The following is a 24,725-nucleotide window of genomic DNA, read 5'->3' on the forward strand; positions in this document are numbered from 1 at the left end:
GGAAGCGGCCCGCTACGAAGCAGTCCCCCGGCCGGGTTCCGGGTGCCCCTGGGCATCCGGAACCCGGCCGGCCGGCGTTCCGCCACTCTTCACCGGGGGGCTGTCACCACCGGGAACGGCGGGGAAGTCCGCCATCAGCCCGCCGGAACTCTTCCGGAGCGAGGCCCAGCGCGCCTTCCTGGCACCGTCCTCGTGCCACGGGTCGGCCGACAGGAATTCGTACGGCTCCGAGTCCGGGAGCCGGGCTTCCGCCTCGCCCTCGCCACCGCTCCTCCCCGTCGCCTCGCCTTCCCCTTTCCCGTCGGCCCGGTTTTCTTTCCCGTCAGCCCGGTCCTCTTTCCCGTCGGCCCGCTCCTTCGTCTCCCCGTCCGCACGCTCCGCCGGATCACGCCGCCACCCCCAGGGGTGTTCCCGCAGCCGCCAGAACCTGAGCAGCAGCGCCACCGGTACGCCGATCACGGCCGTCCACACCAGCGCGGCCGACCCCACCAGCCACCACACGGGCCCGAACTCCGCCAGCGCCCCGGTGCCCATCGGCCCGCCCGACGCCGCGGCCAGCACCGCCGCACCCGCTCCGCATCCGACAGCCCCCAGGACCGCCGCGAATGCCGTGTCCCGCGGGCCCCAGGCCTCCTCCCGCACCCCGTCATCGGGAGCCGCCCCCCGCGCCGTGAAGCGGGCGACCGCGAGCCCGGCGGCGACGGGCACCGCGACCGCCGCCCAGTTCGCGGCCGTTCCCGGCCCCGGGGACGGCACGGCGGCCAGCAGGGGGAAGTCGGGCAGCGCCGGATGCCCGGCGAAGGCGAGCGGGGTGGCCGTGGCATCCGTACCGAGGGCGAAGCCCGGCCCGAGGCCGTACGCCGCACCCCACATCGCCGCATTCGGTACGAGTGCCAGCGCCAGCAGCAGGACGGCGACCCGGTCCGCCCGGTGGCCCGACAGCGCGAGGTAGGACTCCCGGGCCGCTCCCCCGTGCCACAGCAGCGCCACGGCGACCACCAGGGCGCCCCCGCCGAGCAGCACCGCCACACCGGCCGCCGCCGACCGGAGGACTGTCTGCGTTCCGGACCGGAACCGGGACCTGGCGACAGCCTCCTGCAGCCTCAGCGGCGCCCAGACCATCAGCGGACCCAACGGGCGCCCGCACGCCGCCCAGACCCCGGCCCCAGCCGCTCCGGCCACCACCGCGGTGAGCGGGAAGGCGAGAGAGGTCCGCTCGGCAGGCAGCCCGCCACCCCGTGCGTACGCGGCCGCGGCCAGGGCCACCAGCAGATATCCGGCGGTCACCGCGAAGAACGCGCCGACGGCCGAATGCCTCACCGCCGAACCCTCCTCCGGTTCCGCGGAATCCCGCGCGGCCCGGTGCACCAGCCACACCGGAAGCACGACGAGGAGCAGCGGGACGGTCGCCACGGGGGCCGGGTTGCCGCTCAGGGTGTCGGTCCTGATGAGCTCGGCGCCGTGGGCGAGGAGCCACAGCCCGGTCGCCGCGTGGAGGGCCTCACCCGGGCCGCTGTCGGGGTAGGGGGAGCTGATCCACAACACCATGACCAGGACGGACAGCGAGCCGAGCCCGAGCCCCGCCGCGATCGCCCCGCGTACAAAGGCGGAGGCCAGTGCGGTCGACCTGCTCCGCTCGGCAGGCAACATCGGGCTGCGCTCGGTCACTTGGGTCACCCGGCCATGCTCCCAACGACACGCGCTTATTCCGTGTAACGGGCGAATGGCCGCTGTGTCGCCCAATATACGTTTATGTACTTTTTCACCCAGTGCAGTGTCGACGGGGGCCGGACATGACACGGAGCACCACCGGTCCGGTCACCGCCGCACCGTTGCCCTCCCCCAAGGAGCGCCGACGGCTGCGCGAGGCAAGGGCACTGAGTGAGGAGCAGGTCGCGGCGGCCGTGGGCGTCACGGCCGCCACCGTCCGCGCCTGGGAGACAGGGCGCACCAGCCCACGAGGCCGTAAGCGCACGGCGTACTCCAGGCTGATCGGCTCCGAAGACACCCGCACGGGGCCGCAGGAATCGCCGCCCCCCACCGTCGAAGCCACCGGGAGCACCACGATGTCCCCGACCGAGCCCGGCACCGGAACCACCCCAGGCACCGAGGCACCTCCTGCCCCTTCCTCCACACCCGCGGCACCGGCCCCGTCGGGGCTCACGTCCGCCGAAGAAGCGTTCGACGCCCTGTACACACGCATCGCGACCGGCCTCGTCCACCAGGCGTACCTGCTGACCGGCCGCCGGAACCTGTCCCAGGAGGCCGTCGAACACGCCTTCCAGCTCGCGTGGCAGCGCTGGCCCGAGGTCGCCAGGGACCGCGACCCGGGCGGCTGGGTCCGCGCGGCGGCGCACGAGTACGCGATGTCGCCCTGGCACCGGCTGCGCCGCGCCCACCGCCACCCCGACGCGCCGCCCGAGGATCCGGGGCGGCGCGGGCTGCTCGACGCGCTGCTCGGCATGCCGCCCGCGCACCGGCGCACCCTGCTGCTCTACGACGGTGTGGGCCTGGACCTTCCGGACACGGCCGCCGAGACCGAGGCGAGCACCCCGGCCGCGGCGAGCCGGCTGCTGAACGCACGGGCCGCCATCGCCGAGCGGCTGCCCGAACTCGCGGATCCCGTGTCCCCCGGTGAGCAGTCCGCGCTGCTCCAGGAGCGGCTCGGCTCGCTCGCCCTCACCGAACACGTGCCCGCACCACCACCGGCCCGGACCGTCCGCAGGGGCAGCGAACGCAAGGCCGAACTCTGGACCCGGGCGGCGATCTGCTTCGCCGTGCTGCTCATCGGCACGACGGCTTTCACCCTGAAGACCGCTCCCACGCAGTACGAGCAGCCGATCGCGCCGGCGGAGCGGGTCGGCGGCGTGCCCCCGCGCGGCGGCCCGGAGAAACTGACCCCGCAGAATCTGAAGCTGCAGAAGGCCCTGCGCGGCGAGTTCGCACATGGCCCGGAACGCCTGGTGCCGCGGATCCCCTGACCGGTACGGCAACGGCTCGGGCCCGCACCCCTCGCAGGAGGAGTGCGGGCCCGAGCCGTTGCTGCGGCGACGCGGTGCCTCGGCGGGCAGGCCGCCGCGGCGCGCAATCAGCCGCCGAGGATCTCGCGCGCCAGCTTGGCGGTCTCGGTCGGCGTCTTGCCGACCTTCACGCCGGCGGCCTCGAGGGCCTCCTTCTTGGCGGCGGCGGTGCCGGAGGAGCCGGAGACGATGGCGCCTGCGTGGCCCATGGTCTTGCCCTCGGGGGCGGTGAAGCCCGCGACGTAACCGACGACCGGCTTCGTGACGTTCTTCGCGATGTAGTCGGCCGCACGCTCCTCGGCGTCGCCGCCGATCTCGCCGATCATCACGATGAGGTCGGTCTCGGGGTCGGCCTCGAACGCCGCGAGGGCGTCGATGTGCGTCGTACCGATGACCGGGTCGCCACCGATGCCGACGGCGGACGAGAAGCCGATGTCACGGAGCTCGTACATCATCTGGTAGGTCAGCGTGCCCGACTTGGACACGAGACCGATGCGGCCGGGCTTGGTGATGTCTCCCGGGATGATGCCGGCGTTGGACTGACCGGGGGTGATCAGGCCGGGGCAGTTCGGGCCGATGATCCGGGTCTTGTTGCCCTTCGAACCGGCGTACGCCCAGAAGGCGGCGGAGTCGTGGACAGCGATGCCCTCGGTGATCACGACGGCCAGCGGAATCTCGGCGTCGATCGCCTCGACGACAGCGGCCTTCGCGAAGGCCGGCGGCACGAAGAGAACCGACACGTCGGCGCCGGTCTTCTCGATCGCCTCGGCGACGGACCCGAAGACGGGTACCTCGGTGCCGTCGAAGTCGACGGAGGTACCGGCCTTGCGCGGGTTCACGCCACCGACGATGTTGGTGCCGTCGGCCAGCATGAGCTTGGTGTGCTTCATGCCCGTGGCGCCGGTCATCCCCTGGACGATGACCTTGCTGTCCTTGGTGAGGAAGATAGCCATGGTGTTGGAGTCCCTCGTCCCTTACTTCGCAGCCGCGGCGAGCTCGGCGGCCTTGTCGGCCGCGCCGTCCATGGTGTCCACGCGCTGCACGAGCGGGTGGTTGGCGTCGGAGAGGATCTTGCGACCCAGCTCCGCGTTGTTGCCGTCGAGGCGCACGACGAGCGGCTTGGTGACCGCTTCGCCCTTGGACTTGAGCAGCTCAAGCGCCTGGACGATGCCGTTGGCGACCTCGTCGCACGCGGTGATGCCACCGAAGACGTTGACGAAGACGGACTTGACGTCCGGGTCGCCGAGGATGATCTCCAGGCCGTTCGCCATGACCTCTGCGGAGGCGCCGCCACCGATGTCGAGGAAGTTGGCGGGCTTCACGTTGCCGTGGTTCTCACCGGCGTACGCGACGACGTCCAGCGTCGACATGACCAGACCGGCACCGTTACCGATGATGCCGACCTCGCCCTCGAGCTTGACGTAGTTGAGGTTCTTGGCCTTGGCGGCGGCCTCGAGGGGGTTGGCCGCGGCCTTGTCCTCGAGGGCCTCGTGGCCGGGCTGACGGAAGTCGGCGTTCTCGTCGAGAGACACCTTGCCGTCCAGGGCCAGGATCCGGCCGTCCTTGGTCTTCACCAGCGGGTTGACCTCGACGAGGAGGGCGTCCTCGGCTACGAAGGTGTCCCACAGGGTCACCATGGCCTCGGCGACACCCTCGGCCACGTCGGCCGGGAACTTCGCCTGGGCCACGATCTCGCGGGCCTTGACGATGTCGACGCCGTCCACGGCGTTGACCGGGACCTTCGCGAGGGCCTCGGGGGTCTTCTCCGCGACCTCCTCGATGTCCATGCCGCCCTGCACCGAGGCCATGGCCAGGAAGGTGCGGTTGGTGCGGTCGAGGAGGTACGAGACGTAGTACTCCGCCTCGATCTCCGGGGACAGCTCGGCGATCATCACGTTGTGGACCGTGTGGCCCTTGATGTCCATGCCGAGGATGTCGGTCGCACGGGCGACCGCCTCGTCGGGGTTGGCAGCCAGCTTGACGCCACCGGCCTTGCCGCGGCCGCCGACCTTCACCTGCGCCTTGACGACTGACTTGCCGCCCAGCCGCTCGGTCGCCTCGCGGGCTGCCTCAGGCGTGTCGATGACTTCACCGGCCAGCACCGGTACACCGTGCTTGGCGAAGAGGTCCCTCGCCTGGTACTCGAACAGGTCCACGCGCGTCCGTCCCTTTTAGTGGTCTCGCGGTTGGTTTTCTGCGTGGGCGTGCCGCGAGGGGCAACGTGACTGCGCGGTCACTAGGGAGGCGTACACGGTGTCCGGGTACGCGGCATGTCCATCCGGCAGGTTATCCCCGCGCTCCGCAGGACCCTAAATCGCAGATCACACCTGAGCGGTGATTACAGTCACAGAGCGCGCTGGTGGCCGGGGTGCGAGGGACAAAACGGCATGTCCGCCCGGGTTCGAGGGCACCACCCGACCGGTGAGCGGGGATCCGGGTCCGGTGAGCCGGGTACTCCGGAGCGGTGACGGATCGCTCCGGAGCCCGACGGTCCGCCCGGCAGCCCTCAGGCCGGGACCTCGCTGTCCGGTATCGGCAGGGGACGTTTCTCGATGGCGGCGGCCATGACCTCCGGAAAGAGGTCCGGTGTGCAGGCGAAGGCCGGTGCGCCGAGGGCCCCCAGCGCGGCCGCGTGGTCCCGGTCATAGGCGGGTGCGCCCTCGTCCGAGAGCGCGAGGAGTGTCACGAACTGCACGCCGGAAGCCTTCATCGCGGCGACCCGCTTGATCATCTCGTCGCGGATTCCGCCCTCGTAGAGATCACTGATGAGCACGACGACGGTGTCGGCGGGGCGGGTGATCTTCGACTGGCAGTAGGCGAGCGCCCGGTTGATGTCCGTACCTCCGCCGAGCTGTACGCCGAACAGGACGTCGACGGGGTCGTCGAGCTGGTCGGTGAGGTCGACGACGGCCGTGTCGAACACGACGAGCCGGGTCGCCAGCGTGCGCATGGAAGCGAGCACCGCTCCGAAGACCGAGGCGTGGACGACCGATGCCGCCATGGACCCCGACTGGTCGATGCAGAGGATGACGTCCTTCTTCACCGACTGCGCCGCCCGCCCGTATCCGATGAGGCGCTCGGGAACGATCGTGCGGTGTTCCGGCAGATAGTTCTTGAGGTTGGCCCGGATGGTGCGGTCCCAGTCGATGTCCCGGTGCCGCGGCCTGCTGATCCGCGCCGAACGGTCCAGCGCCCCGGTGAGCGTCGCTCTCGTACGGGTGGCCAGCCGCCTCTCCAGATCCTCGACGACCTTGCGGACGACCGCGCGTGCCGTCTCCTTCGTCGTCTCGGGCATGGCCTTGCTGAGCGAGAGCAGCGTGCCGACGAGGTGGACGTCCGGCTCGACGGCCTCCAGCATCTCCGGCTCCAGGAGCAGGGCGGACAGTCCGAGGCGGTCGATCGCGTCGCGCTGCATGATCTGGACGACGGAGCTCGGGAAGTAGGTGCGGATGTCGCCGAGCCAGCGGGCGACGGAGGGGGCGGACGCCCCGAGCCCCCCGGACCGCTCGTTGCCGCCCCGGCCGCCCGGCTTCTTCCCACCGCCGTACAGCGCGGTCAGCGCACCGTCCATCGCGACATCGCGACCGGCGAGCGTGCACCCCGTGCTCTCGGCGCTGTCCGCGCCGAGCACCATGCGCCAGCGGCGCAGCCGCTCCCCGTCGTCCGGAGCTGCAGTCATCGCCCTCTCCCCTTCTCCGGTCCTCGCTGTGTCCGTGGTCATCCGGCCGCCGCCCGTTCCGCTCCCGCTCCGGGGCGGGCTCCGTTTCCGGGGTCAAGGTCGGTTCCGAGCAGCAACCGGAGGACAGGAACGACCGCGTCCGCGCGCTGCGCGTCGAGTCCGGCGCCGAAGCCCGGGGCGGCGGTCTCCGCACCGCCGTGCGCCCTCCCGGGGTCCGGGCCCCGGCGGACGAGCTCGCCCAGGGTGCGCCGCACACCGGGGTCGTAGACCGAGAACGTACGGCGCAGCAGGGGCAGTACGTCCGTGAACATCTCCGCCGGCACGCCGGTCAGCCAGGCGTCCACGAGTCCGAGGAGCCGCTCGTCGTGGACGAGCAGCATGCCGCCGCCCGCCGCCCCGCCGACGAAGCCCTCGATCCATGCGGCGGCGTCGGCCGGTGGTGTCCCGGGCGACAGGGCCAGCCCCATCAGCCGGGCCGCGTCGTCCTCGGCGAGCCGCCCGTCATCGAGCAGCAGGCGCGTCGAACGGCCGCGGATCACGCCCGCGACCGTGTCCCTGGCGGACAGCCTGTGCAGAACTCCTGCCCAGCGCTCCCGCAGCCCCCGGGCGGACACGGCTCCTCCGGCGAGCAGGCCGATCGCCGTGTGCACACCGTCGACCTGGCGGTGCAGCTGCGCCGCGCCGTCCGCGTCGAGACCGGTGCACGCGGGCGGCAGACCCACGCAGATCCGCTCGGCGAGACCGACCGCGACCTCTCCCAGTGCGGCCGTGTCCGTTGACCGCACGTCCCCGTACCGCAGGGAGCGGGCCAGGGCCGGCAGCGCGTCGGCGAGGTGGCCCACGTCCGCGTCGAGAGCAGCACGGTCGGCAAGGGCCCTCATCACGACGGGCAGCGCATCAGGGAGGTCCGCCAGCAGGCACCGTTCGGCGAGCGCGGTCACGTCGGCGAGCGTGGTCGTTGAGACGGCGTCCGACTCGGTTCGGGCGGTCGCGGCGGAGAGCACCGTGGTGCCCCACACCCCGGCTTCCGCGATCCGTACGAACAACTCCGGCTCCCAGCGCAGCCGCCAGCTCTCCCGGAACGTCCCCGTACTCCCCCGGCCCGCCGTGGCATCGCCCCAGCCGACTCCGAGGAGTCCCAGCCGGTGCAGCAGTCTGCTGCGGGCCGAGTCGTTCTCCTTGCGCAGGTCGAGCTCCAGCTCCCGCTCCTGCGCCTCCGGTTTGAGGCGGAGGGTGCGCTGCAGGCGGGTCAGGTCTCGCTGCAGGGGCACGGCGGGAGCACTGTCCGGTACCTCGCCGAGGGTCTCCCCGACGACCAGCCGGTCGTGCACGAGGGCGAGCGGCACGTCGGACCCCTCGCACATGACCGCCCGGACCGCGTCGGTGGCCTCGGCCAGTCCGGCGAGCGGGCGGCCCCGCATCGCGGCCAGCGCCCCGGCGAGCCGGACGGCCTCGATGACATGGGCGGAGGAGACGAACCTGTCCTCGTCGCGCAGGAGTCCGGCCACCTTCGTCATCCATCGCTCGATGGGCCGGTCGGGCACGCCGAACATGTGCCCGTACCAACCGGGGGAGTCGATCCCCGCGCCGTATCCGCTGTGCCGGGCGAGTCTGCGGTGGGTCCACGGCACCCAGGTCAGTTCGGTTCTGACCTTGGGAATCCCCTTGAGGAGCGCTCTGTCGGCGGCGACCGTCGTCCTCGCGGCCAGGGCGGGGACATGCCAGGCACCGCAGACGACGGCGACGTCGTCGCCGAACTCCTTGCGGGCGGCGCGCAGCTGAATGCGCATGTACGCCTCCCGGACGGCGTCCCGGGGATGCCCTCCGTCCCCGTACGCCTCGCGCAGCGCCGTCATCGCCTCCGCGAGCGCCTCGAAAGGTGCCCGCGGGTCTTCCGGGACATCCCCGGTGGCACGGTGTTCGACGACGTCCTCCCACCAGCGCTCCGGGTCGTCGTAGCCGGCGGTCCGGGCGAGGACACCGATCGGATCGATGACCTGGGCATCGACCGGCCGGCTCTCCGCCCGCTCGCCCTGTTCCGCCCGCTCGTTCTGTTCCGCCCGCTCGTTCTGTTCCGTCATGGCCAGGGAATGCGCGGCGGGCAGGTCCACGAAGCGCACCGGGACCTCGTGCGCGAGCGCCCACCGGATCGCGACCCATTCGGGTGAGAACTCGGCCAGCGGCCAGAACGCGGCTCGCCCCGGGTCGTCCACGGCATGGGCGAGCAGCGCGACGGGCGGCCGCATCTGCTCGTCGGCGGCGAGCGGCAGCAGCGCGTCAGCCTCGGGCGGCCCTTCGATGAGCACGGCACGCGGCTGTACGTGGTCCAGGGCAGCCCGCACCGCTCTTGCGGATCCGGGCCCGTGATGACGAACCCCCAGCAGCAGCGGGCCGCCCGCGCGTTCGCGCACAGCGGGGCGGAGGGCGGCCGTCATACGGAGACCTCGCGGCAGGCGCGGTAGAAGTCCTTCCAGCCGTCCCGCTCCCGGACCACGGTCTCCAGGTACTCCTGCCAGACCACACGGTCCGCTGCGGGGTCCCTGACGACCGCGCCGAGGATGCCGGCCGCGACGTCGCCGGGCCGCAGCACACCGTCGCCGAAGTGGGCGGCGAGCGCGAGTCCGTTGGTGACGACGGAGATGGCCTCGGCCGTGGACAGCGTCCCCGACGGGGACTTGAGCTTGGTGCGGCCGTCCGTGGTGACGCCGTCACGCAGCTCCCGGAAGACCATGACGACGCGCCTGATCTCGGCCATGCCGTCGGGGGCCGCGGGCAGGTCGAGCGAGCGCCCGATCTGGTCGACGCGCCGGGAGACGATGTCCACTTCGGCATCGGGTGTCGCGGGCAGGGGCAGTACGACGGTGTTGAACCGGCGGCGCAGGGCGCTGGACAGCTCGTTGACTCCGCGGTCGCGGTCGTTGGCCGTGGCGATGAGGTTGAACCCTCGGACGGCCTGGACCTCCTGTCCCAGCTCGGGAACGGGAAGTGTCTTCTCCGACAGGATCGTGATCAGCGCGTCCTGCACATCGGCGGGGATGCGGGTCAGCTCCTCCACCCGGGCGGTCATCCCGTCGGACATGGCCCGCATGACCGGGCTCGGCACCAGTGCGTCGCGGCTGGGACCGTGCGCGAGCAGCTGCGCGTAGTTCCAGCCGTAGCGAACGGCTTCCTCCGGTGTCCCCGCCGTGCCCTGGACGAGCAGCGTCGAGTCTCCGCTGACCGCCGCGGCGAGGTGCTCGGACACCCATGTCTTGGCGGTGCCCGGCACACCCAGGAGGAGCAGGGCACGGTCGGTGGCGAGCGTGGTCACGGCGACTTCGACGAGTCGCCGGGGGCCCACGTACTTCGGTGTGATCAGTGTCCCGTCCGGGAGCGTCCCGCCGAGCAGGTAGGTGGCGACGGCCCACGGCGACAGGCGCCAACGAACCGGCCTGGGACGGTCGTCGGCAGCGGCGAGAGCCTTGAGCTCGTCGGCGAAGGCGTCCTCGGCGTGCGGCCTCAGGGCCTCGCCGCCTGCCTCTGCGGCGGCGACAGCGGTACGTGCGGACACGGTCATGGATCCCCCTCCAGATCGTTCGACCCGATGTGGTTTCCACCGTGCACCATGCCACTGACAATCGGCCCCGACCCCGGCTCCGGCGCCGAGGCCGGGGCCGATTGCAGGTGGTCGGCTGCCGGTTGCCGGTCCCGCGGACGGAGGCGGGGAACGTCAGCCGGTGACCGGCGAGACAGCGACGCAGCCGCCGCCCGTCAGGAGCGCCTCGCCCTTCGCCTCCTCGATGACCTGGCCCTTGTGCGTGATCGTGCAGGTGACGTCGGCCGCACCCTCGTCCAGGGCGATCGGCATGACGGCGGACGGCATGATGCCCCGCAGCGTGACCGTCTTCTTCCACGGCAGCGTGGGCGACTTGACGGTCTCGACCTTCGGTTCCATGGCTCTGCCCCCGCCGCCGTGGAACTGGATCTCGTCGACGGTGGTGCCGGTGACCTCGTAGGTCACCTCGTAGGTCTCGTCCACGGCCTCGTCGACCGCCTCGCCGACCGACCTGTCCACGGATGCGGAACACGCGCCCAGGCCGAACGCGAGACCCCCGGCAACGGCGGCGCACACGACGGCTCGAGCGATACGGGCGCGTCTGAGGTGAGCGGAGCGAACGATGCGGTTCATGCGGAATCCCCCGAGTTGGTAGGCCGACGCCCTCATTCGCAGAGAAGCGCACGGAGGGCACGGGGTCAAGTGCCCTCGGAACAATAGGAATCGCAGGTCAGGGCCGATTGTCAGTGGGGCGGCCTACCGTCGTTCCCATGCTGCTATCTCACGGGGGAGAACCCTCAGGCGCCACCGATCCGGTGGTGCGCTGGACGGTGGAGCAGGTACTGGCCCTGGCTCCTGACGACGCGTCGCGCAAGGCGGGGAACAGGCTCGGCACGGCCGGTCCATGGTCCGAGGCGGGCCACGGCGGTACGGGGGCGGTGTGGGGGCTGTGCAAGGGAAGCGGCAGCAAGCCGTACCGCACGGTGATAGACACCACGGGCCCTGCGTACAAGTGCAGTTGTCCGAGCCGGAAGTTCCCGTGCAAGCACGCGTTGGGGCTGCTGCTGCTCTGGGCTTCCGACGCATCGGCGCTGAAGGAGGGCGAGGCTCCCGAGTGGGCCGGGGAGTGGCTGGAGGGCCGGCGCAAGCGGGCGGGCGAGCGGGCCGTGGTACAGGCCGCGGGCGAGGGTCCGTCCGCGGGTCTCGCCGATCCGGAGGCGGCCAGACGGCGGGCCGACCGTCGGGCCGAGCGGATCACGGGGGGCGCGCAGGAGCTCGAGCAGCGTCTCACCGACCTGTTGCGCGGGGGCCTCGCGGCGGCCGACCGGTCGGGATACGCGCTGTGGGAGGAGACCGCGGCGCGCATGGTCGACGCGCAGGCCCCTGGGCTCGCCGGGCGTGTAAGGGAATTGGGCGCGATCCCGGCATCGGGCCCCGGCTGGCCCGTGCGCCTGCTCGAGGAGTGCGCACTGCTGCATCTGCTGGACACGGCGTGGCTCGGGCTGGACCGGCTGCCCGAGCCACTGGCGGCGACGGTCCGTACGAGGGTGGGGCTGACTTCCCCGGCCGAGGGACCGGCGGTCCGCGACCGGTGGCTGGTGCTCGCCCAGTACGACACTCAGGACGGCAAGATCGTCACCCGCCGCATCTGGCTGCACGGGGAGGAGTCGGGGCGCACCGCCCTGCTGCTCTCCTTCGGGGCAGCGGGACGCTCCCCCGGACAGGCACTGCCGGTGGGCGTGACGATCGACGCCGAAGTCACGCCGTATCCGGGTGGCGGGCGGCTACGGGGCGAGCTGGGGCCGCAGTTCGGCGCACCCGCCGCCACGGCATCCCCGCCACCCGGCGGTACCACGGGAGATGCCGTGACCGCGTACGGGCGGGCCCTGCTGGACGACCCCTGGCTGGATTCGTGGCCGGTCACCCTGCGCGACGTCATACCGGTGCCGTCCGGGGACGGCTGGCAACTGGTCGGCGCAGCAGACGGATCCGCGCTGCCGATCGCCCCGTCCGGGCTGTCGCGGCCGGGCCTGTGGAAGCTCGTCGCGCTCTCCGGAGGCGGTCCCGTGACGGTGTTCGGGGAGTGCGGCCACCGCGGTTTCGACCCGCTGGCCGCCTGGTGCGCGGAAGCCTCCGACGACAGCGCGGGAGCGACCGTGGCGCTCGTCTGACGCACCGGAAGCACTGCTCACCCGACAATCGGAGGAGACCGAATGTCCACGACGACAACGACCGGCGCGCCGGTGAACGCCCCTTGGGAGGAGCTCGTCACCTCGGCGCTGCTCGGCACCGACCGGCGCCCGCCGCCCACGGGAAGCGGGCCGTCGGACGGTCCTGCCGCACTGCTGGACGCCGCGGCGCTCCACACGGTGCGGCGCCGTGCGGCGCTGCTGCCGGCCACCGGGGCCGCCGTGCCGGAAGCGGCGCCCCCCGATCCCCGCCCGCCGCTTCCGGCGGCGGCTCGGCGCCGGCTCGCCCAGCTGCTCGCCGACCGTTCCGCGCCCTCCGGCAGCGGGCGCCGGGGGACGGCCCCCGATCTCACCGAGCTGATCCCCCAGTGGCTTGCCTCCGCGGGTGCCCGCGGATTCCGCGCCCCTGCGGAGCTGCTGCCCGCACTGCTGGACGCGGCCCGGGCTCGCACGGATCTGCGGCCGCACGCGCTGGCGTTCGCGGGGCCGCGCGGGCTCTGGCTGGCGGCTCTGAATCCGGAGTGGAAATTCGCACTACGGGCGTCCACGAACCGCTCGCGCCTGCCGGCCACCGACAACCAGGAGGCGGTGGGCCGGCTCTGGGAGGAAGGCCTGTTCGCGGAGCGGGTCGCGCTGCTCGGAGCCGTACGGGCGCAGGACCCCGCCGCGGCCCGTGCCCTGCTCGAAACGACGTGGTCCACGGAGCGTGCCGAGGACCGGCTGATGTTCCTCGACTCCCTGCGCACCGGTCTCTCGGCCGACGACGAGGCGTTCCTGGAGGATGCCCTGTCCGACCGCAGCCGCAATGTCCGCTCCACCGCTGCCGAGCTGCTGTCGGCTCTGCCGGATTCGGCACTCGCCCTGAGGATGGCGACCCGCGCCACCTCCTGCGTGAACCCGGACCGTACGGGCGGCGAAGAGGCCATCGCCGTGGAAGCCCCGCACGAGTGCGACGCGTCCATGCAGCGCGACGGCGTGGCACCGGTACCCCCGTCCGGCCGGGGCGAACGTTCCTGGTGGCTCGGGCAGTTGGTGGAGGCGACTCCGCTCGCCGTCTGGCGGGAGAGGTTCGGCGGACGTACGGCCCAGGAGGTCGTCGCCCTGCCCGTCGCCGACGACTGGGGCGCGGAACTGCACGCGGCCTGGTGCCGGGCGGCCGTACGACAGCGGGATCCGGAATGGGCGCGCGCCCTGCTGGGTACCCCCTCGACTCCTCCGGCGAGCGGTCCCGGAACGGCTTCTCTGGCCGAGCGTTCGAAGCTGCTCGCCATATTGCCCGCGGCCGAGCGGGCGGACTGGGTGGCCGGCTTCATCGCGGCGCACGGCCTGTCGGAGGCGTTCCAGCTGCTGGGCGTCTGTGCGGTCCCCTGGGCCGAGCCGCTCGGCCGCTCGGTGGTCGACGCGCTGGACATCGCCCGGGACGCCGGCAGCTACCCATGGAGCTTCAGCGGGGTCATGGGTCTGGCCGAGCGCTGTCTCGACCCTGCCGAGGCGGACCGGCTCGAGGTGCTCACCACCACGCCGGACGAGCCGGAAGGTGCTTCGCCCGGTGCGGGTGGCTACTGGTCGGAGGCGTTCCGGAGGCTCGTCTCCACCCTGCGTCTGCGCGCGGACATGGACGCGGAACTGGCGCAGGCAGCCTGACGGACCGAGCGCAGGACAGCGCCTGACGAACTGAGTACCGGACGCCGGGCCGTGCCGCAGCACGGCCCGGCCGGGACACAGCCCGCGGGCCGCGGCACAGCAGGGCGCACCGGCTGCCGCGCGGCGCCCTGCTCCGGCGCCCGGCTCCCGTTCGGGTGCTCCGGCCCCGGGCGCCCGGTTCCGGCCCCGGTGCTCCGGCGCCACAGTGCTCCGGCTCCGGGAGCGAGCCTGCTCGACCGCGACACGGCTCCGGAACAAGGCGTGCTCAGGTCTCTGCAAGCCGGCGGACGAGGAGAAGAGGGAGCCAGTTCAGAACCTGCTCAGGCGCTGCTCAGGCCCTGTTCAGGCCCCCGCAGGCTGGCGGACGTTCGCATTCACCCAGGCGACGATCGAAGCCGTCGTCGCACCCGGCGTGAAGATCTCCGCCACGCCCTGCTCCTTCAGCGGCGCGATGTCCGCCTCGGGAATGATGCCGCCGCCGAACACCTTGATGTCCTCAGCCTCGCGCTCCTTCAACAGCACGATGACCTTCGCGAAGAGCGTGTTGTGCGCACCGGAGAGGATCGACAGCCCGATCGCGTCGGCATCCTCCTGGATCGCCGTGTCCACGATCTGCTCGGGGGTCTGGTGGAGCCCGGTATAGATGACCTCCATACCCGCGTCGCGCAGTGCCCGCGCGATCACCTTGGCCCCGCGGTCGTGGCCGTCGAGTCCCGGCTTCGCCACCACCACTCGGATCGGACCGGTCACACCCATCACTGCCTCCACATGCGTCTCCCGTGCCTGAAGGGCCGGGGATGTGAACGAACGTTATCCACAGCATCCCGCACGGCATCGTTTCGCGGTGGACGGGGAGGGGGAAATCACACATTGGGACATGTTCGCCAAGCGTCGCTCCCCGCATCACACGGCCCACAGCCGCGCAGGGACCGTCGTGCAGGGGAGCCGCAACGAGGTCGTCGTACCACCGCGCCGTCAGCCGCACGGCACGGTGGTACGACCCCCGGCCGACCGATGGCCGTCGCCACCTCCGCAGCGACACCCCGTGAGGGCATACGGGGCAGGGAGCCGCCTCCGCCGCATGCCAGTGCAGGAGGTCGGCCATGAAGGTCCTGTCCTTCCTTCCCCTACTGCTGCGCCAGTCGTGCCTGTATCCGAGCCGACTGACATCGGCGCTGGTCAGAGCCACCGCACTGGAGGTGGCGATCCTCGCAGGACACCTCCTCATCTACCCCACCGGCATCACCCCCGAGCGCCGGCTCCCCACCGCCCCTCCCGGCCCCGGGCACGAAGCAGGCCCAGAGGACGGCCCCGAAACCGGCCCCGAAACCGACAGTGACCGGCAGAGCCCCGGTCACCCGGACACCCCCCACGCCACTCTTTCGGCGGACGGCGCGCCCAGCGCCCTCCCGGCCCGGTCCCTCGACCGGCCGCCGGTCGTCCTCCTGCACGGCTTCATCGACAACCGCTCGGTCTTCGTCCTGCTCCGTCGCTCCCTGGCCCGGCACGGCTGGCGCCATCTCGAATCGCTGAACTACTCGCCCCTGACCTGCGACATCCGCACGGCGGCGGAGCTGCTGGACCGCCATGTCGAGGAGATCTGCGCCCGCACCGGACACACCGAGGTCGACATCGTCGGGCACAGCCTGGGCGGCCTGATCGCGCGCTACTACGTACAGCGACTGGGCGGTGACCGGAGGGTGCGCACCCTGGTCACCCTCGGCACGCCGCACAGTGGCACGGCCGCCGCCCCGCTGGCCGGTGCGCACCCGATCGTGCGCCAGATGCGCAGCGGCTCCTCCCTGATCGAGGAGCTGCGCAGGCCGGCTCCGGGCTGTCGGACGCGGTTCATCAGTTTCTGGAGCGAACTGGACCGGGTCATGCTCCCCGTCGAGACGGCCTGCGTCGACCACCCCGACCTCGACGCGCAGAACGTGCGTGTGACCGGCATCGGCCATCTCGCGCTGCCGGTGCATCCCGCCGTAGCGGCCGCGATCCGTCAGGCGCTCGAGTCCGACGTCTCGGTCATCGGCATCCGAGGAGCCGCTTCCGTCGCCTGACGAATAGAACAAACTTCGAACATAGAGCCAAGGCTGCTTCTCCAGTTCACCGAAAGGCGGCCGATTGCCCGTTTCCTGAGCGAACGGAACCGGCAGAAGATTGTCGTCCTCGCGTACCGCCGGGTACAGTCGCGGCCACTGCTCACCCTGGGTTCCCCCCACCGGACCCCGGAACAGGTCCTGCTGCCGAGGCGAGAGAGAAGTTGGTGAACGACCAGCACCCCCACGCCGGGTACGTCGGATACGACAGTCACTCCACCGGCAGCTTCGACACCGACCCGCTCTTCGGGACTCTTCCCGGTCATCACGACGGCAGTCACGAGACGTACGACAGCAGTTACACGACTGCGTACGACGCCACCTACGGCGGCTACGGAAACGCGTATCCGGCGGAGCCGCAGAGCCAGAGCGTCCCGTACGACCCCACCCAGTGGGACACCGGCGGCCACCAGCAGGCCCCGTACGACGCGTACGGCGCCCAGGCCCATCCGGCCCAGCAGACATACGACACCACCGCCACCTGGCTGCCCGCCGGCGGGATTCCCTCGCAGGCCGGCGCTCCGGAGGCGACGGGCCAGTGGGACACCACCGGCTGGGACCACACGGGCCAGGCCGACCAGTGGGCAACGAGCGACACCGGCGCCTTCCCCACCTCCACGTTCAGCGACACGTCCTACGCCACGGGCACCTACACCGCCCCGGTCTTCGAGTCCCCCGGCTACGGGACCGGCGCCTACGAGACCGTCGACACCGGCGCGTACGACGCCACCGCCTGGAACACCGGCGCCACGCCCGAGAACACGGCGTACGCACCCGAACAGACGTCGCACCCCTCGTACGAACACCGGTCGACGCCCTACGAGTCCTACGAGACGGCCGAGTTCAGCGCCCACGACGCCGGACCCGGGACCACGGAGTACGACGGGACCGCGGACGACGCGGACACCGCCGAGTTCGCGGACACCGACACCGACGGGGCCCCGGAAGCCGACGAGGCCGGCCCGGCCGCGGAGGCCACCGGCACCGCACACTCGGCCCCCGCCGACGGCGACACCGACATCCCCGCAGCCCGCACCTCCACCGCCCAGCGCCCCGTGGGCCGTTCCGCCCCGCGCGGCGGTGGCGGCAGCCGAGGCCGGCGCCGCACCCCTGCCAAGCGTTCCGCCCTCCTCACCGTCGCCGTCCCCTCCGCCTGCGTCATGAGCGTCGCCGGCATCGCCGCCGCCTCCGTGAGCGGCGTCGGTGGCAATGAGCAGAAGGACGACACCACGACCGTGGCTGCCGCCGACCCGGGCACCGTCAAGCCCGTCGTGGCCAACAACAAGCTGGACACCCAGCTCGCCAACCTCAGCGCCGACGCGGAGAACTTCGCGGACCGCGCCAGCCGCACCCAGGAGCGCATCGACCTGAAGGAGCGGCAGGCCGCCGAGAAGAAGAAGCGCGCGGAAGAGGCCGCCCGCCGCGAGGCCGCGCGCCCCAAGTTCGTCCTCCCGGTCAAGCAGCACGGCCTCAGCGCGTACTACGGCCAGGCCGGAGTGAACTGGATGTCCGTCCACACGGGCATCGACTTCCCCGTCGCGTACGGCACTCCCGTGATGGCGGCGACCGACGGCACCGTGCGCACCCAGTGGAACAGCGCCTACGGGAACATGGCCATCGTCACCGCGTCTGACGGCACCGAGACCTGGTACTGCCACCTCAGCACCACCAGGATCCGGTCGGGCTCGGTCAAGGCGGGCGACGTGATCGGGTATGCCGGGGACTCCGGCAACTCAACAGGCGCGCACCTGCACTTCGAGGTGCGGCCCGGCGGCGGCGCGGCGATCGACCCGACGCCGTGGCTCCGCAGCCACGGCCTCAACCCCAACTGAGTCCTACAGCTTCTCGACCGGCGCGTACCGCAGGAGGAGCTTCTTCGGCCGCTCGTCCCCGAAGTCGACCGTCGCCTTCGCCTGGTCGCCGAACCCCTCGACCGCCGTCACCGTGCCAAGTCCGAACTGGTCGTGCGTGACGCGGTCCCCGACGACCAGGGTGGCCACCGGCTTGTCCGAGGTGCGCCGGGTCGCGAAGCCCGAGGGCCCCGACTTGGAGCGCGACGAGGACAGCGACGACGTGATCCCCGACGTGGGTCCCGCCGGAGCCGCCATCGGCCCCTTGCGCTTCCAGTCCAGGTGCTGGTCGGGGATCTCCTCCAGGAACCGCGACGGCGGGTTGTACGAGGGCTGACCCCACGCACTGCGCATCGCGGCCCGGGTCAGATACAGCCGCTCACGGGCACGCGTGATGCCCACATAGGCGAGCCGGCGCTCCTCCTCGAGCTCCTTCACCTGTCCCAGCGCGCGCATGTGCGGGAAGACGCCGTCCTCCATGCCGGTCAGGAACACCACCGGGAATTCGAGGCCCTTGGCGGTGTGCAGTGTCATCAGCGTGACGACGCCGGAGCCGTCCTCGTCCTCGTCGGGGATCTGGTCGGCGTCGGCGACGAGCGCGACCTTCTCCAGGAATTCGGCGAGCGTGCCCGCGCCCTCCTCCTCGGCCCGCTCCTGCTCGAACTCGAGGGCGACGGCGGCGAGCTCCTGGAGGTTCTCGATGCGGGTCTCGTCCTGCGGGTCGGTGGACGCCTGGAGTTCGGCGAGATAGCCGGTCCGCTCCATGACGGCCTCCACCACGACCGCCGGTCCGGCGCCGGACTCCACGATCGTGCGGAGCTCCTCCATCAGCGTGTTGAACCGCTTCACCGCGTTGGACGAGCGTGCCGCCATGCCGTACGCCTCGTCGACGCGGCGCAGCGCCTGCGGGAAGGAGATCTTCTCGCGCATCGACAGGGCGTCGATCATCGCCTCGGCCCGGTCGCCGATGCCCCGCTTCGGCACGTTGAGGATGCGTCGCAGCGGGACGGTGTCCTCGGGGTTGGAGAGGACCCGGAGGTAGGCCAGGACGTCCCTGACCTCCTTGCGCTCGTAGAAGCGCACTCCGCCGACGACCTTGTAGGGCAGCCCGACGCGGATGAAGATCTCTTCGAAGACACGGGACTGGGCGTTCGTCCGGTAGAAGACGGCGACGTCGCCCGCCTTCGCGTCCCCGGCGTCCGTCAGCCGGTCGATCTCGTCGGCGACGAACTGTGCCTCGTCGTGCTCGGTGTCGGCGACGTATCCGGTGATCCGGGTGCCGGCGCCCGCATTCGTCCAGAGGTTCTTGGGGCGGCGGCTCTCGTTGCGCTCGATGACGGCGTTGGCCGCGGACAGGATCGTCTGCGTGGAACGGTAGTTCTGCTCCAGCATGATCGTCTTCGCGTCCGGGTAGTCCTCCTCGAACTGGAGGATGTTGCGGATGGTCGCGCCGCGGAAGGCGTAGATCGACTGGTCCGCGTCACCGACGACGCACAGCTCACCCGGGGCGTCGGCCTCGCCCGCCGGGCCCACCAGCTCGCGTACGAGGGTGTACTGCGCGTGGTTGGTGTCCTGGTACTCGTCGACCATCACGTGCCGGAAGCGGCGGCGGTAGTGCTCGGCGACATCGGGGAACGCCTGGAGCAGGTGCACCGTCGTCATGATGATGTCGTCGAAGTCCAGCGCGTTGGCCTCGCGCAGCCGCGCCTGGTAGAGCGCGTAGGCCTGGGCCAGCGTCTTCTCGAAGCCGTCGGCGGCCTGGCCCGCGAAGGTCTCCTCGTCGATCAGCTCGTTCTTCAGGTTCGAGACCTTCGCCGTGAACGACTTCGGCGGATAGCGCTTCGGGTCGAGGTCCAGGTCGCGGCAGACCAGCGCCATCAGCCGCTTGGAGTCGGCGGCGTCGTAGATCGAGAACGACGAGGTGAAGCCGAGGCGCTTCGACTCGCGGCGCAGGATCCGCACGCACGCGCTGTGGAAGGTCATGACCCACATGGCGTTGGCGCGCGGTCCGACGAGCTGCTCGACGCGCTCCTTCATCTCGCCCGCGGCCTTGTTGGTGAAGGTGATCGCGAGGATCTGCCCCGGGTGCACCCCGCGCTCGGCCAGCAGATGGGCGATCCGGTGCGTCAGCACCCGGGTCTTCCCCGAGCCCGCCCCGGCGACGATGAGCAGCGGGGAGCCCGCGTGGACGACGGCGGCGCGCTGCTCGGTGTTCAGCCCGTCGAGCAGCGCGGCGGAGTCGACGACGGGGCGCGGGGCGCCGTCGCGGTAGTAGGCCTCGCGCGGCGGCGGGGGCCCGTCGAATACACCTCCGAAGAGGTCCTCTGGCACCGCTTCGGGTGCGTGGTCCTCGGGAGGTGGCGGGGGGCCCTCGTCCGCTTGCTGGAGGCCGGTCAGGAAACTGTCGTCAAAGAGGCTGCTCATCGCCTGACGAGTCTAGGCGGCCGCACCGACACCCCGGGGCCGCATTCCGCACGATGCCCCCGATCCGTGCGCGCACCGAGACGGATTGCCCACAGTGCGTAGGGATTCAGTAGTTGTTCCCGCTGTGGGGCCACTCAATCCGGAAAGGTCACGGAAATGTATCGGGCATATCGAACATCAACCTTCACAGGGACGCCACGGGTTGGCTAGCGTGCTCCGACGGGTGACCGTTACCCCCTTGAGGCGAACCACGCCGCGCGGGCACCCTCGCCGAATCCGTCACTCCCGCACGGGAGTCCGGAACCGGGGACCCACACGCAGCACCGGGGTGAATCGGTCCGTCCCGCTGGACCGTAGGGCAGCCTTCCGTTCCGCCCGAACCCGACAGCTAACCCGGTAGGCGGTCCACGGAAGGAGATGCCGGCCTTGGCGTCGCATCGCAAACCGCGCACCCGTGTGCGCACCAGCTCCCCTGCCGTCGGGCTCACGACGGCGGCACTCGCGTCCGTCACCCTGCTCTCCACACAGAGCGCGACGGCCGCCCCGGCGGAGCCCAAGCCCAGCATCGAAGAAGTGCAGAAGAAGGTGGACGACCTCTACCGCCAGGCGGGAACGGCGACCCAGCAGTACAACAAGGCGAAGGCGTCCTCCACCCAGCAGCGCTCCAAGGTCGACGCGCTCCTCGAAGCCGCGGCCAAGCGCGCCGACAAGCTGAACGAGACGCGCCGGGAGCTGGGCAACTACGCGGCCGCGCAGTACCGCAGCGGCGCGATAGCCCCCACGGCCACCTTCTTCCTCGCGGACGACCCGCAGTCGTACTTCGACCAGGACCAGCTGATGGCCCGGATGACCAGCCAGCAGCAGAAGGCGGTCGCCGACTTCCGTACGCAGCAGAGCGAGGCGGCGACCAAGCGGGTCGAGGCGACGAAGAGCCTGCAGACGCTCACCGAGTCGCAGACCACGCTGCGCACCAGCAAGCAGCAGGTGCAGAACAAGCTGGCCGAGGCGCGCACGCTGCTGTCGGAGCTGACCGCCGAGGAGAAGGCGCGGCTCGCGGAGCTGGAGCGCAAGAAGGAGGCGGAGGCCAGGCGCAAGGCGGAGGAGCTCGCGCGCGAGCAGGCCGCCACCGCGAAGGCGGAGGCGGACCGGGCGGCCGAGGAGGCCTCGAAGGAGGAGGCGGGCACCGGCACCGGCACCGGCACCGGATCCGACAGCAGCTACGCCTCGAAGGCGGACAAGGTCCTGGCCTTCGCCCGGGACCAGATCGGCAAGCCGTACGTCTGGGGGGCGACGGGCCCGTCCTCGTACGACTGCTCCGGGCTGACGCAGGCCGCGTGGAAGGCGGCGGGCGTCGACCTGCCCCGCACCACCTGGGACCAGGTCGAGGTCGGCACCCGGGTGGCCACCGCCGATCTGAAGCCGGGGGACCTGGTCTTCTTCTACGACGACATCAGCCACGTCGGCATCTACAAGGGCGACGGGATGATGATCCACGCGCCGAAGCCGGGCGCGAACGTGCGCGAGGAGTCGATCTACTACATGCCGATCTACGGCAGCGTGCGCCCGGCGTAGCGGTACGGAGCGCACAGACGGAGCTGCCTACGGGCCCGGCGGACACCGGGCCCGTGGGGCTGCCCGTCACGGCCGGGGTGGCGGCGCCCGGCGGACACCGGGCCCTGCGGCTGCCCGGTCAGGTCCAGAGCGTGGCGATGAAGATGTTGGCGACCGTCAGCCCGCCGACCGCCATGAAGGCGCCCTTGTCGACCTTCTCCTCGTCGCGCTTCACATAGACGAGCGCCAGGATCACGACCAGGATCAGCAGCTTGATGCCGATCTTGACATTGTTCACCGGCTGGTCGTCCGCCTGGTTGAGCCCGACCAGGGCGACACCCGTGACGAGCATCGTCAGCGCACCGTGCAGCATCGCCGGCCCGAAGCGCGCGGCGCCCTCCCCCACGGCCTTCATCTGGGTGAGGAATCCGCCCAGCAGGGAGGCGATCCCGATGATGTGCAGGGCCACGAACACATTGATGAGTACGTCCATGGCCGCAGCGTAGCCGCGGCCATATCACCACTCTTCGGCCAGGTACTACTTCCTTACGGCTTCGCTCTCGACCCGAGCGAATTGCCCGACTACAGCTGGTTTTTCCGGTCACTTGCAGAGATCGAAACGTCAGATTGAGGCAATAGCTGTCATTACGACTCCTGCCCGTGCCTCGGGTTTAGCGTCCCTCCCAGGTGACCGACTCTCCACCGCCGCTCCCGTACCGGGCGGCACCCCGGTCACCCCGCCAGGTTCCGGTGGCGGGCCACTCCCCCTGTGGTGGCCCGGCACCGGTACCGGCGGGCCCGCCGGTACCCCCCGACGGGCAGTCGAACGGAAGGACCCGCGCCCCCGTGGCCGCCCAACGCAAAGCCGCTCACCGCAAACCCAAGCAGAGCCCGTTCACCGGGCCCGCTGCCCGCACCGCCGCCACTCTGGCCCTCGCCGGGGCGGCTACCGCGACCGCCTTCGAGGGCGCCGCCCAGGCCGAGCCCCAGCTCACCCCGGCCCAGGTGAAGTCCGAGGTCGACCGGCTGTACCACGAGGCCGAGGTCGCCACCGAGCAGTACAACGGCGCGAAGGAGAAGGCGACCGCGACCGCGAAGTCCCTGGACGCCCTGCGCGACGAGGCCGCCCGCCGGACGGAGCGCCTCAACGCCGCGCGCGACGCCCTCGGCTCGTTCGCCGCCGCGCAGTACCGAAGCGGCGGGCTCGACCCCGCCGTCCAGCTGGCGCTCTCCTCCGACCCCGACCAGTACCTGGAGCGCGCCTCCTACCTGGACCGGACCGGGGACCGGCAGGCCGGCGCGGTCAACGGCGTCCGCAGGCAGCTCACCGAGGTCGCCCAGCTGCGCGCCCGGGCCGACGAGGAAATCGCCGCGCTCGCGGACCGCCAGGCCGAGCTGAAGAAGCACCGGAGCGCGGTCCGCACCAAGCTGGCCGACGCCCGCAAGCTCCTGGCCACCCTCACGGCTGCCCAGCGCGCGGATTACGAGCGCGCCGCCGACGCCCAGCACGGCGGCAGCGCCGTCCGGGCCGACCGCAGCACCCCGCGCGGCTCCGTCAGCGCCCCCAACGCCCGTGCCGCACAGGCCGTCGACTTCGCTTACGGGGCACTGGGCAAGCCGTACGTCTGGGGCGCCACCGGCCCGTCCTCCTTCGACTGCTCCGGCCTCACCCAGGCCGCCTGGCGCGCCGCCGGCGTCTCGCTGCCCCGCACCACCTACACGCAGATCAACGCGGGCAGCCGCGTCTCCCGCTCCGAACTGGCCCCGGGCGACCTGGTCTTCTTCTACTCGGGTGTCACACACGTCGGGCTGTACATCGGCGGCGGACAGATGATCCACGCCCCCCGCCCCGGCGCTCCGGTGCGCATCGCACCGATCACCGAAATGCCTTTCGCGGGAGCGACCCGGGTGGCATAGGCTCCGCGCCGACCGGCCCAGCGAGAGAGAGAAGGCTCCCCGTGCCGATGGACACCGATGTCCAGAACTACGTGCGAACGCTCACCCTCCGCTCCTCCGGCCACTACCGGGTGGGCCCCTTCACGGTGCGCCACAACCCGGGCTGGGAACTGAAGTACGCCAACTACGCCATCCCCGACCAGGGCGCGGACCCCACTGCCGGGGACATCGACGACCTCGTCGTGGCCTTCCGGGAGCGCGACCGGCTGCCGCGCCTGGAGTTCCTGCCCTCCTGGGCCCCTGCCGTCGAACCGGCCTTGCTGGCTGCCGGCTTCACCGTGGAGATGCACGCCCCGGTACTGGCCTGCACCCCGGCGGGTCTCCTGCCGCCGAAGCCGGTGGACGGGCTCCGCGTGTCCGAACCCGTCACCGATGCGGAGTTCACCGCGGCCGCCGCGGTCCAGCACACGGGCTTCGGCGGCGAAGGCTGCCCCGACGAGGGCGGGATCGCCTGGCTGCGCGGTGCGGTGGCCGGCAACGGCGTCGCGGCGCTGGCCCTGCTCGGCGACGAGCCCGCCGGAGCGGGCGGCTGCTCGGTCCCCGTCGACGGCATCAGCGAACTGGCCGGCCTCGCCGTGGCCGACGCCTTCCGTCGCCGGGGCATCGGCGCCGCGCTCTCCGCCTGGCTGACCACGACGGCCTTCGAGCGCGGCTGCTCCACCGTCTGGCTGGAGCCGGGAAGCCCCGAGGTCGAACGGATCTACGCGGGCATCGGCTACCGCAGGATCGGCGAGAAGACCAACATCTCGCTCGCGGCGGAAGGCCACTGACTCGGACC

The 24,725-nt window shown here is 71.6% G+C and carries 18 protein-coding genes and 1 riboswitch; of the genes, 8 read left to right on the forward strand and 10 right to left on the reverse strand.

What is annotated here, in order from left to right; translation table 11 throughout:
- Nucleotides 1-12: 12 nt before the first annotated feature.
- Nucleotides 13-1,668, reverse strand: coding sequence for a DUF6350 family protein (locus tag OG844_RS22955; RefSeq protein WP_406392735.1), 1,656 nt, complete (start codon nucleotides 1,666-1,668; stop codon nucleotides 13-15).
- Nucleotides 1,669-1,793: 125 nt separating this feature from the next.
- Between OG844_RS22955 and OG844_RS22960 the strand changes: the two genes are divergently transcribed.
- Nucleotides 1,794-2,981 (forward strand): helix-turn-helix domain-containing protein, encoded by a 1,188-nt coding sequence (locus OG844_RS22960; RefSeq protein WP_406392736.1) that lies wholly within the window; start codon nucleotides 1,794-1,796, stop codon nucleotides 2,979-2,981.
- Between the two features lie 107 nt (nucleotides 2,982-3,088).
- Here OG844_RS22960 and sucD read toward each other — a convergent pair whose 3' ends face one another.
- From sucD to OG844_RS22990, 6 genes are all read right to left on the reverse strand, one after another.
- On the reverse strand, nucleotides 3,089-3,973 hold the full coding sequence (sucD, locus tag OG844_RS22965; protein WP_329208168.1) for a succinate--CoA ligase subunit alpha: 885 nt from the start codon (nucleotides 3,971-3,973) through the stop codon (nucleotides 3,089-3,091).
- A 21-nt stretch (nucleotides 3,974-3,994) separates the two neighbouring features.
- Nucleotides 3,995-5,176 carry an ADP-forming succinate--CoA ligase subunit beta gene (gene sucC, locus OG844_RS22970; protein ID WP_351175202.1) on the reverse strand — a complete coding sequence of 394 codons (1,182 nt, stop codon included), beginning with the start codon at nucleotides 5,174-5,176 and terminating at the stop codon, nucleotides 3,995-3,997.
- 350 nt (nucleotides 5,177-5,526) lie between these two features.
- Nucleotides 5,527-6,699 (reverse strand): VWA domain-containing protein, encoded by a 1,173-nt coding sequence (locus tag OG844_RS22975; RefSeq protein ID WP_406392739.1) that lies wholly within the window; start codon nucleotides 6,697-6,699, stop codon nucleotides 5,527-5,529.
- 38 nt (nucleotides 6,700-6,737) lie between these two features.
- The gene (locus OG844_RS22980; RefSeq protein ID WP_406392740.1) at nucleotides 6,738-9,134 is read right to left on the reverse strand and encodes a DUF5682 family protein; all 2,397 of its coding nucleotides are present in this window, start codon (nucleotides 9,132-9,134) and stop codon (nucleotides 6,738-6,740) included.
- Nucleotides 9,131-10,255 carry an AAA family ATPase gene (locus tag OG844_RS22985; RefSeq protein ID WP_406392741.1) on the reverse strand — a complete coding sequence of 375 codons (1,125 nt, stop codon included), beginning with the start codon at nucleotides 10,253-10,255 and terminating at the stop codon, nucleotides 9,131-9,133. The genes OG844_RS22980 and OG844_RS22985 overlap by 4 nt, the downstream gene beginning before the upstream one ends.
- 153 nt (nucleotides 10,256-10,408) lie before the next feature.
- Nucleotides 10,409-10,867: an MmpS family transport accessory protein gene (locus OG844_RS22990; RefSeq protein WP_406392743.1), complete on the reverse strand. Its 459-nt coding sequence runs from the start codon at nucleotides 10,865-10,867 to the stop codon at nucleotides 10,409-10,411.
- 137 nt (nucleotides 10,868-11,004) lie between these two features.
- Between OG844_RS22990 and OG844_RS22995 the strand changes: the two genes are divergently transcribed.
- Nucleotides 11,005-12,405 (forward strand): SWIM zinc finger family protein, encoded by a 1,401-nt coding sequence (locus OG844_RS22995; RefSeq protein ID WP_406392745.1) that lies wholly within the window; start codon nucleotides 11,005-11,007, stop codon nucleotides 12,403-12,405.
- 42 nt (nucleotides 12,406-12,447) lie between these two features.
- Complete coding sequence (locus OG844_RS23000; RefSeq protein WP_406392746.1) at nucleotides 12,448-14,067, forward strand: DUF5691 domain-containing protein; 1,620 nt, start codon at nucleotides 12,448-12,450, stop codon at nucleotides 14,065-14,067.
- A 342-nt stretch (nucleotides 14,068-14,409) separates the two neighbouring features.
- Here the strand turns inward: OG844_RS23000 and OG844_RS23005 are convergent, their stop codons facing one another.
- Nucleotides 14,410-14,823 carry a cobalamin B12-binding domain-containing protein gene (locus OG844_RS23005; protein WP_329208178.1) on the reverse strand — a complete coding sequence of 138 codons (414 nt, stop codon included), beginning with the start codon at nucleotides 14,821-14,823 and terminating at the stop codon, nucleotides 14,410-14,412.
- Nucleotides 14,824-15,170: 347 nt separating this feature from the next.
- Between OG844_RS23005 and OG844_RS23010 the strand changes: the two genes are divergently transcribed.
- A complete protein-coding gene (locus OG844_RS23010) occupies nucleotides 15,171-16,127 on the forward strand; it encodes an esterase/lipase family protein (protein WP_406392748.1) in 957 nt (318 codons plus the stop codon).
- Between the two features lie 206 nt (nucleotides 16,128-16,333).
- On the forward strand, nucleotides 16,334-17,998 hold the full coding sequence (locus OG844_RS23015) for a peptidoglycan DD-metalloendopeptidase family protein (protein ID WP_406392750.1): 1,665 nt from the start codon (nucleotides 16,334-16,336) through the stop codon (nucleotides 17,996-17,998).
- Between the two features lie 3 nt (nucleotides 17,999-18,001).
- Here the strand turns inward: OG844_RS23015 and pcrA are convergent, their stop codons facing one another.
- Entirely contained in the window at nucleotides 18,002-20,440 is a 2,439-nt protein-coding gene (gene pcrA, locus OG844_RS23020) for a DNA helicase PcrA (protein ID WP_406392751.1), read from the reverse strand.
- A 258-nt stretch (nucleotides 20,441-20,698) separates the two neighbouring features.
- A riboswitch (cyclic di-AMP (ydaO/yuaA leader) is annotated at nucleotides 20,699-20,859 on the forward strand.
- Between pcrA and OG844_RS23025 the strand changes: the two genes are divergently transcribed.
- Nucleotides 20,858-22,012, forward strand: coding sequence for an NlpC/P60 family protein (locus OG844_RS23025; RefSeq protein WP_406392752.1), 1,155 nt, complete (start codon nucleotides 20,858-20,860; stop codon nucleotides 22,010-22,012). It overlaps the preceding riboswitch by 2 nt.
- 118 nt (nucleotides 22,013-22,130) lie before the next feature.
- Here OG844_RS23025 and OG844_RS23030 read toward each other — a convergent pair whose 3' ends face one another.
- Nucleotides 22,131-22,484, reverse strand: a complete 354-nt coding sequence (locus OG844_RS23030; RefSeq protein ID WP_406392754.1) for a hypothetical protein — start codon at nucleotides 22,482-22,484, stop codon at nucleotides 22,131-22,133.
- A 353-nt stretch (nucleotides 22,485-22,837) separates the two neighbouring features.
- Between OG844_RS23030 and OG844_RS23035 the strand changes: the two genes are divergently transcribed.
- On the forward strand, nucleotides 22,838-23,908 hold the full coding sequence (locus OG844_RS23035; protein ID WP_406392756.1) for an NlpC/P60 family protein: 1,071 nt from the start codon (nucleotides 22,838-22,840) through the stop codon (nucleotides 23,906-23,908).
- A 47-nt stretch (nucleotides 23,909-23,955) separates the two neighbouring features.
- Nucleotides 23,956-24,717 (forward strand): GNAT family N-acetyltransferase, encoded by a 762-nt coding sequence (locus tag OG844_RS23040; RefSeq protein ID WP_406396225.1) that lies wholly within the window; start codon nucleotides 23,956-23,958, stop codon nucleotides 24,715-24,717.
- Nucleotides 24,718-24,725 lie beyond the last annotated feature (8 nt).

Source organism: Streptomyces sp. NBC_00887 (assembly GCF_045207585.1).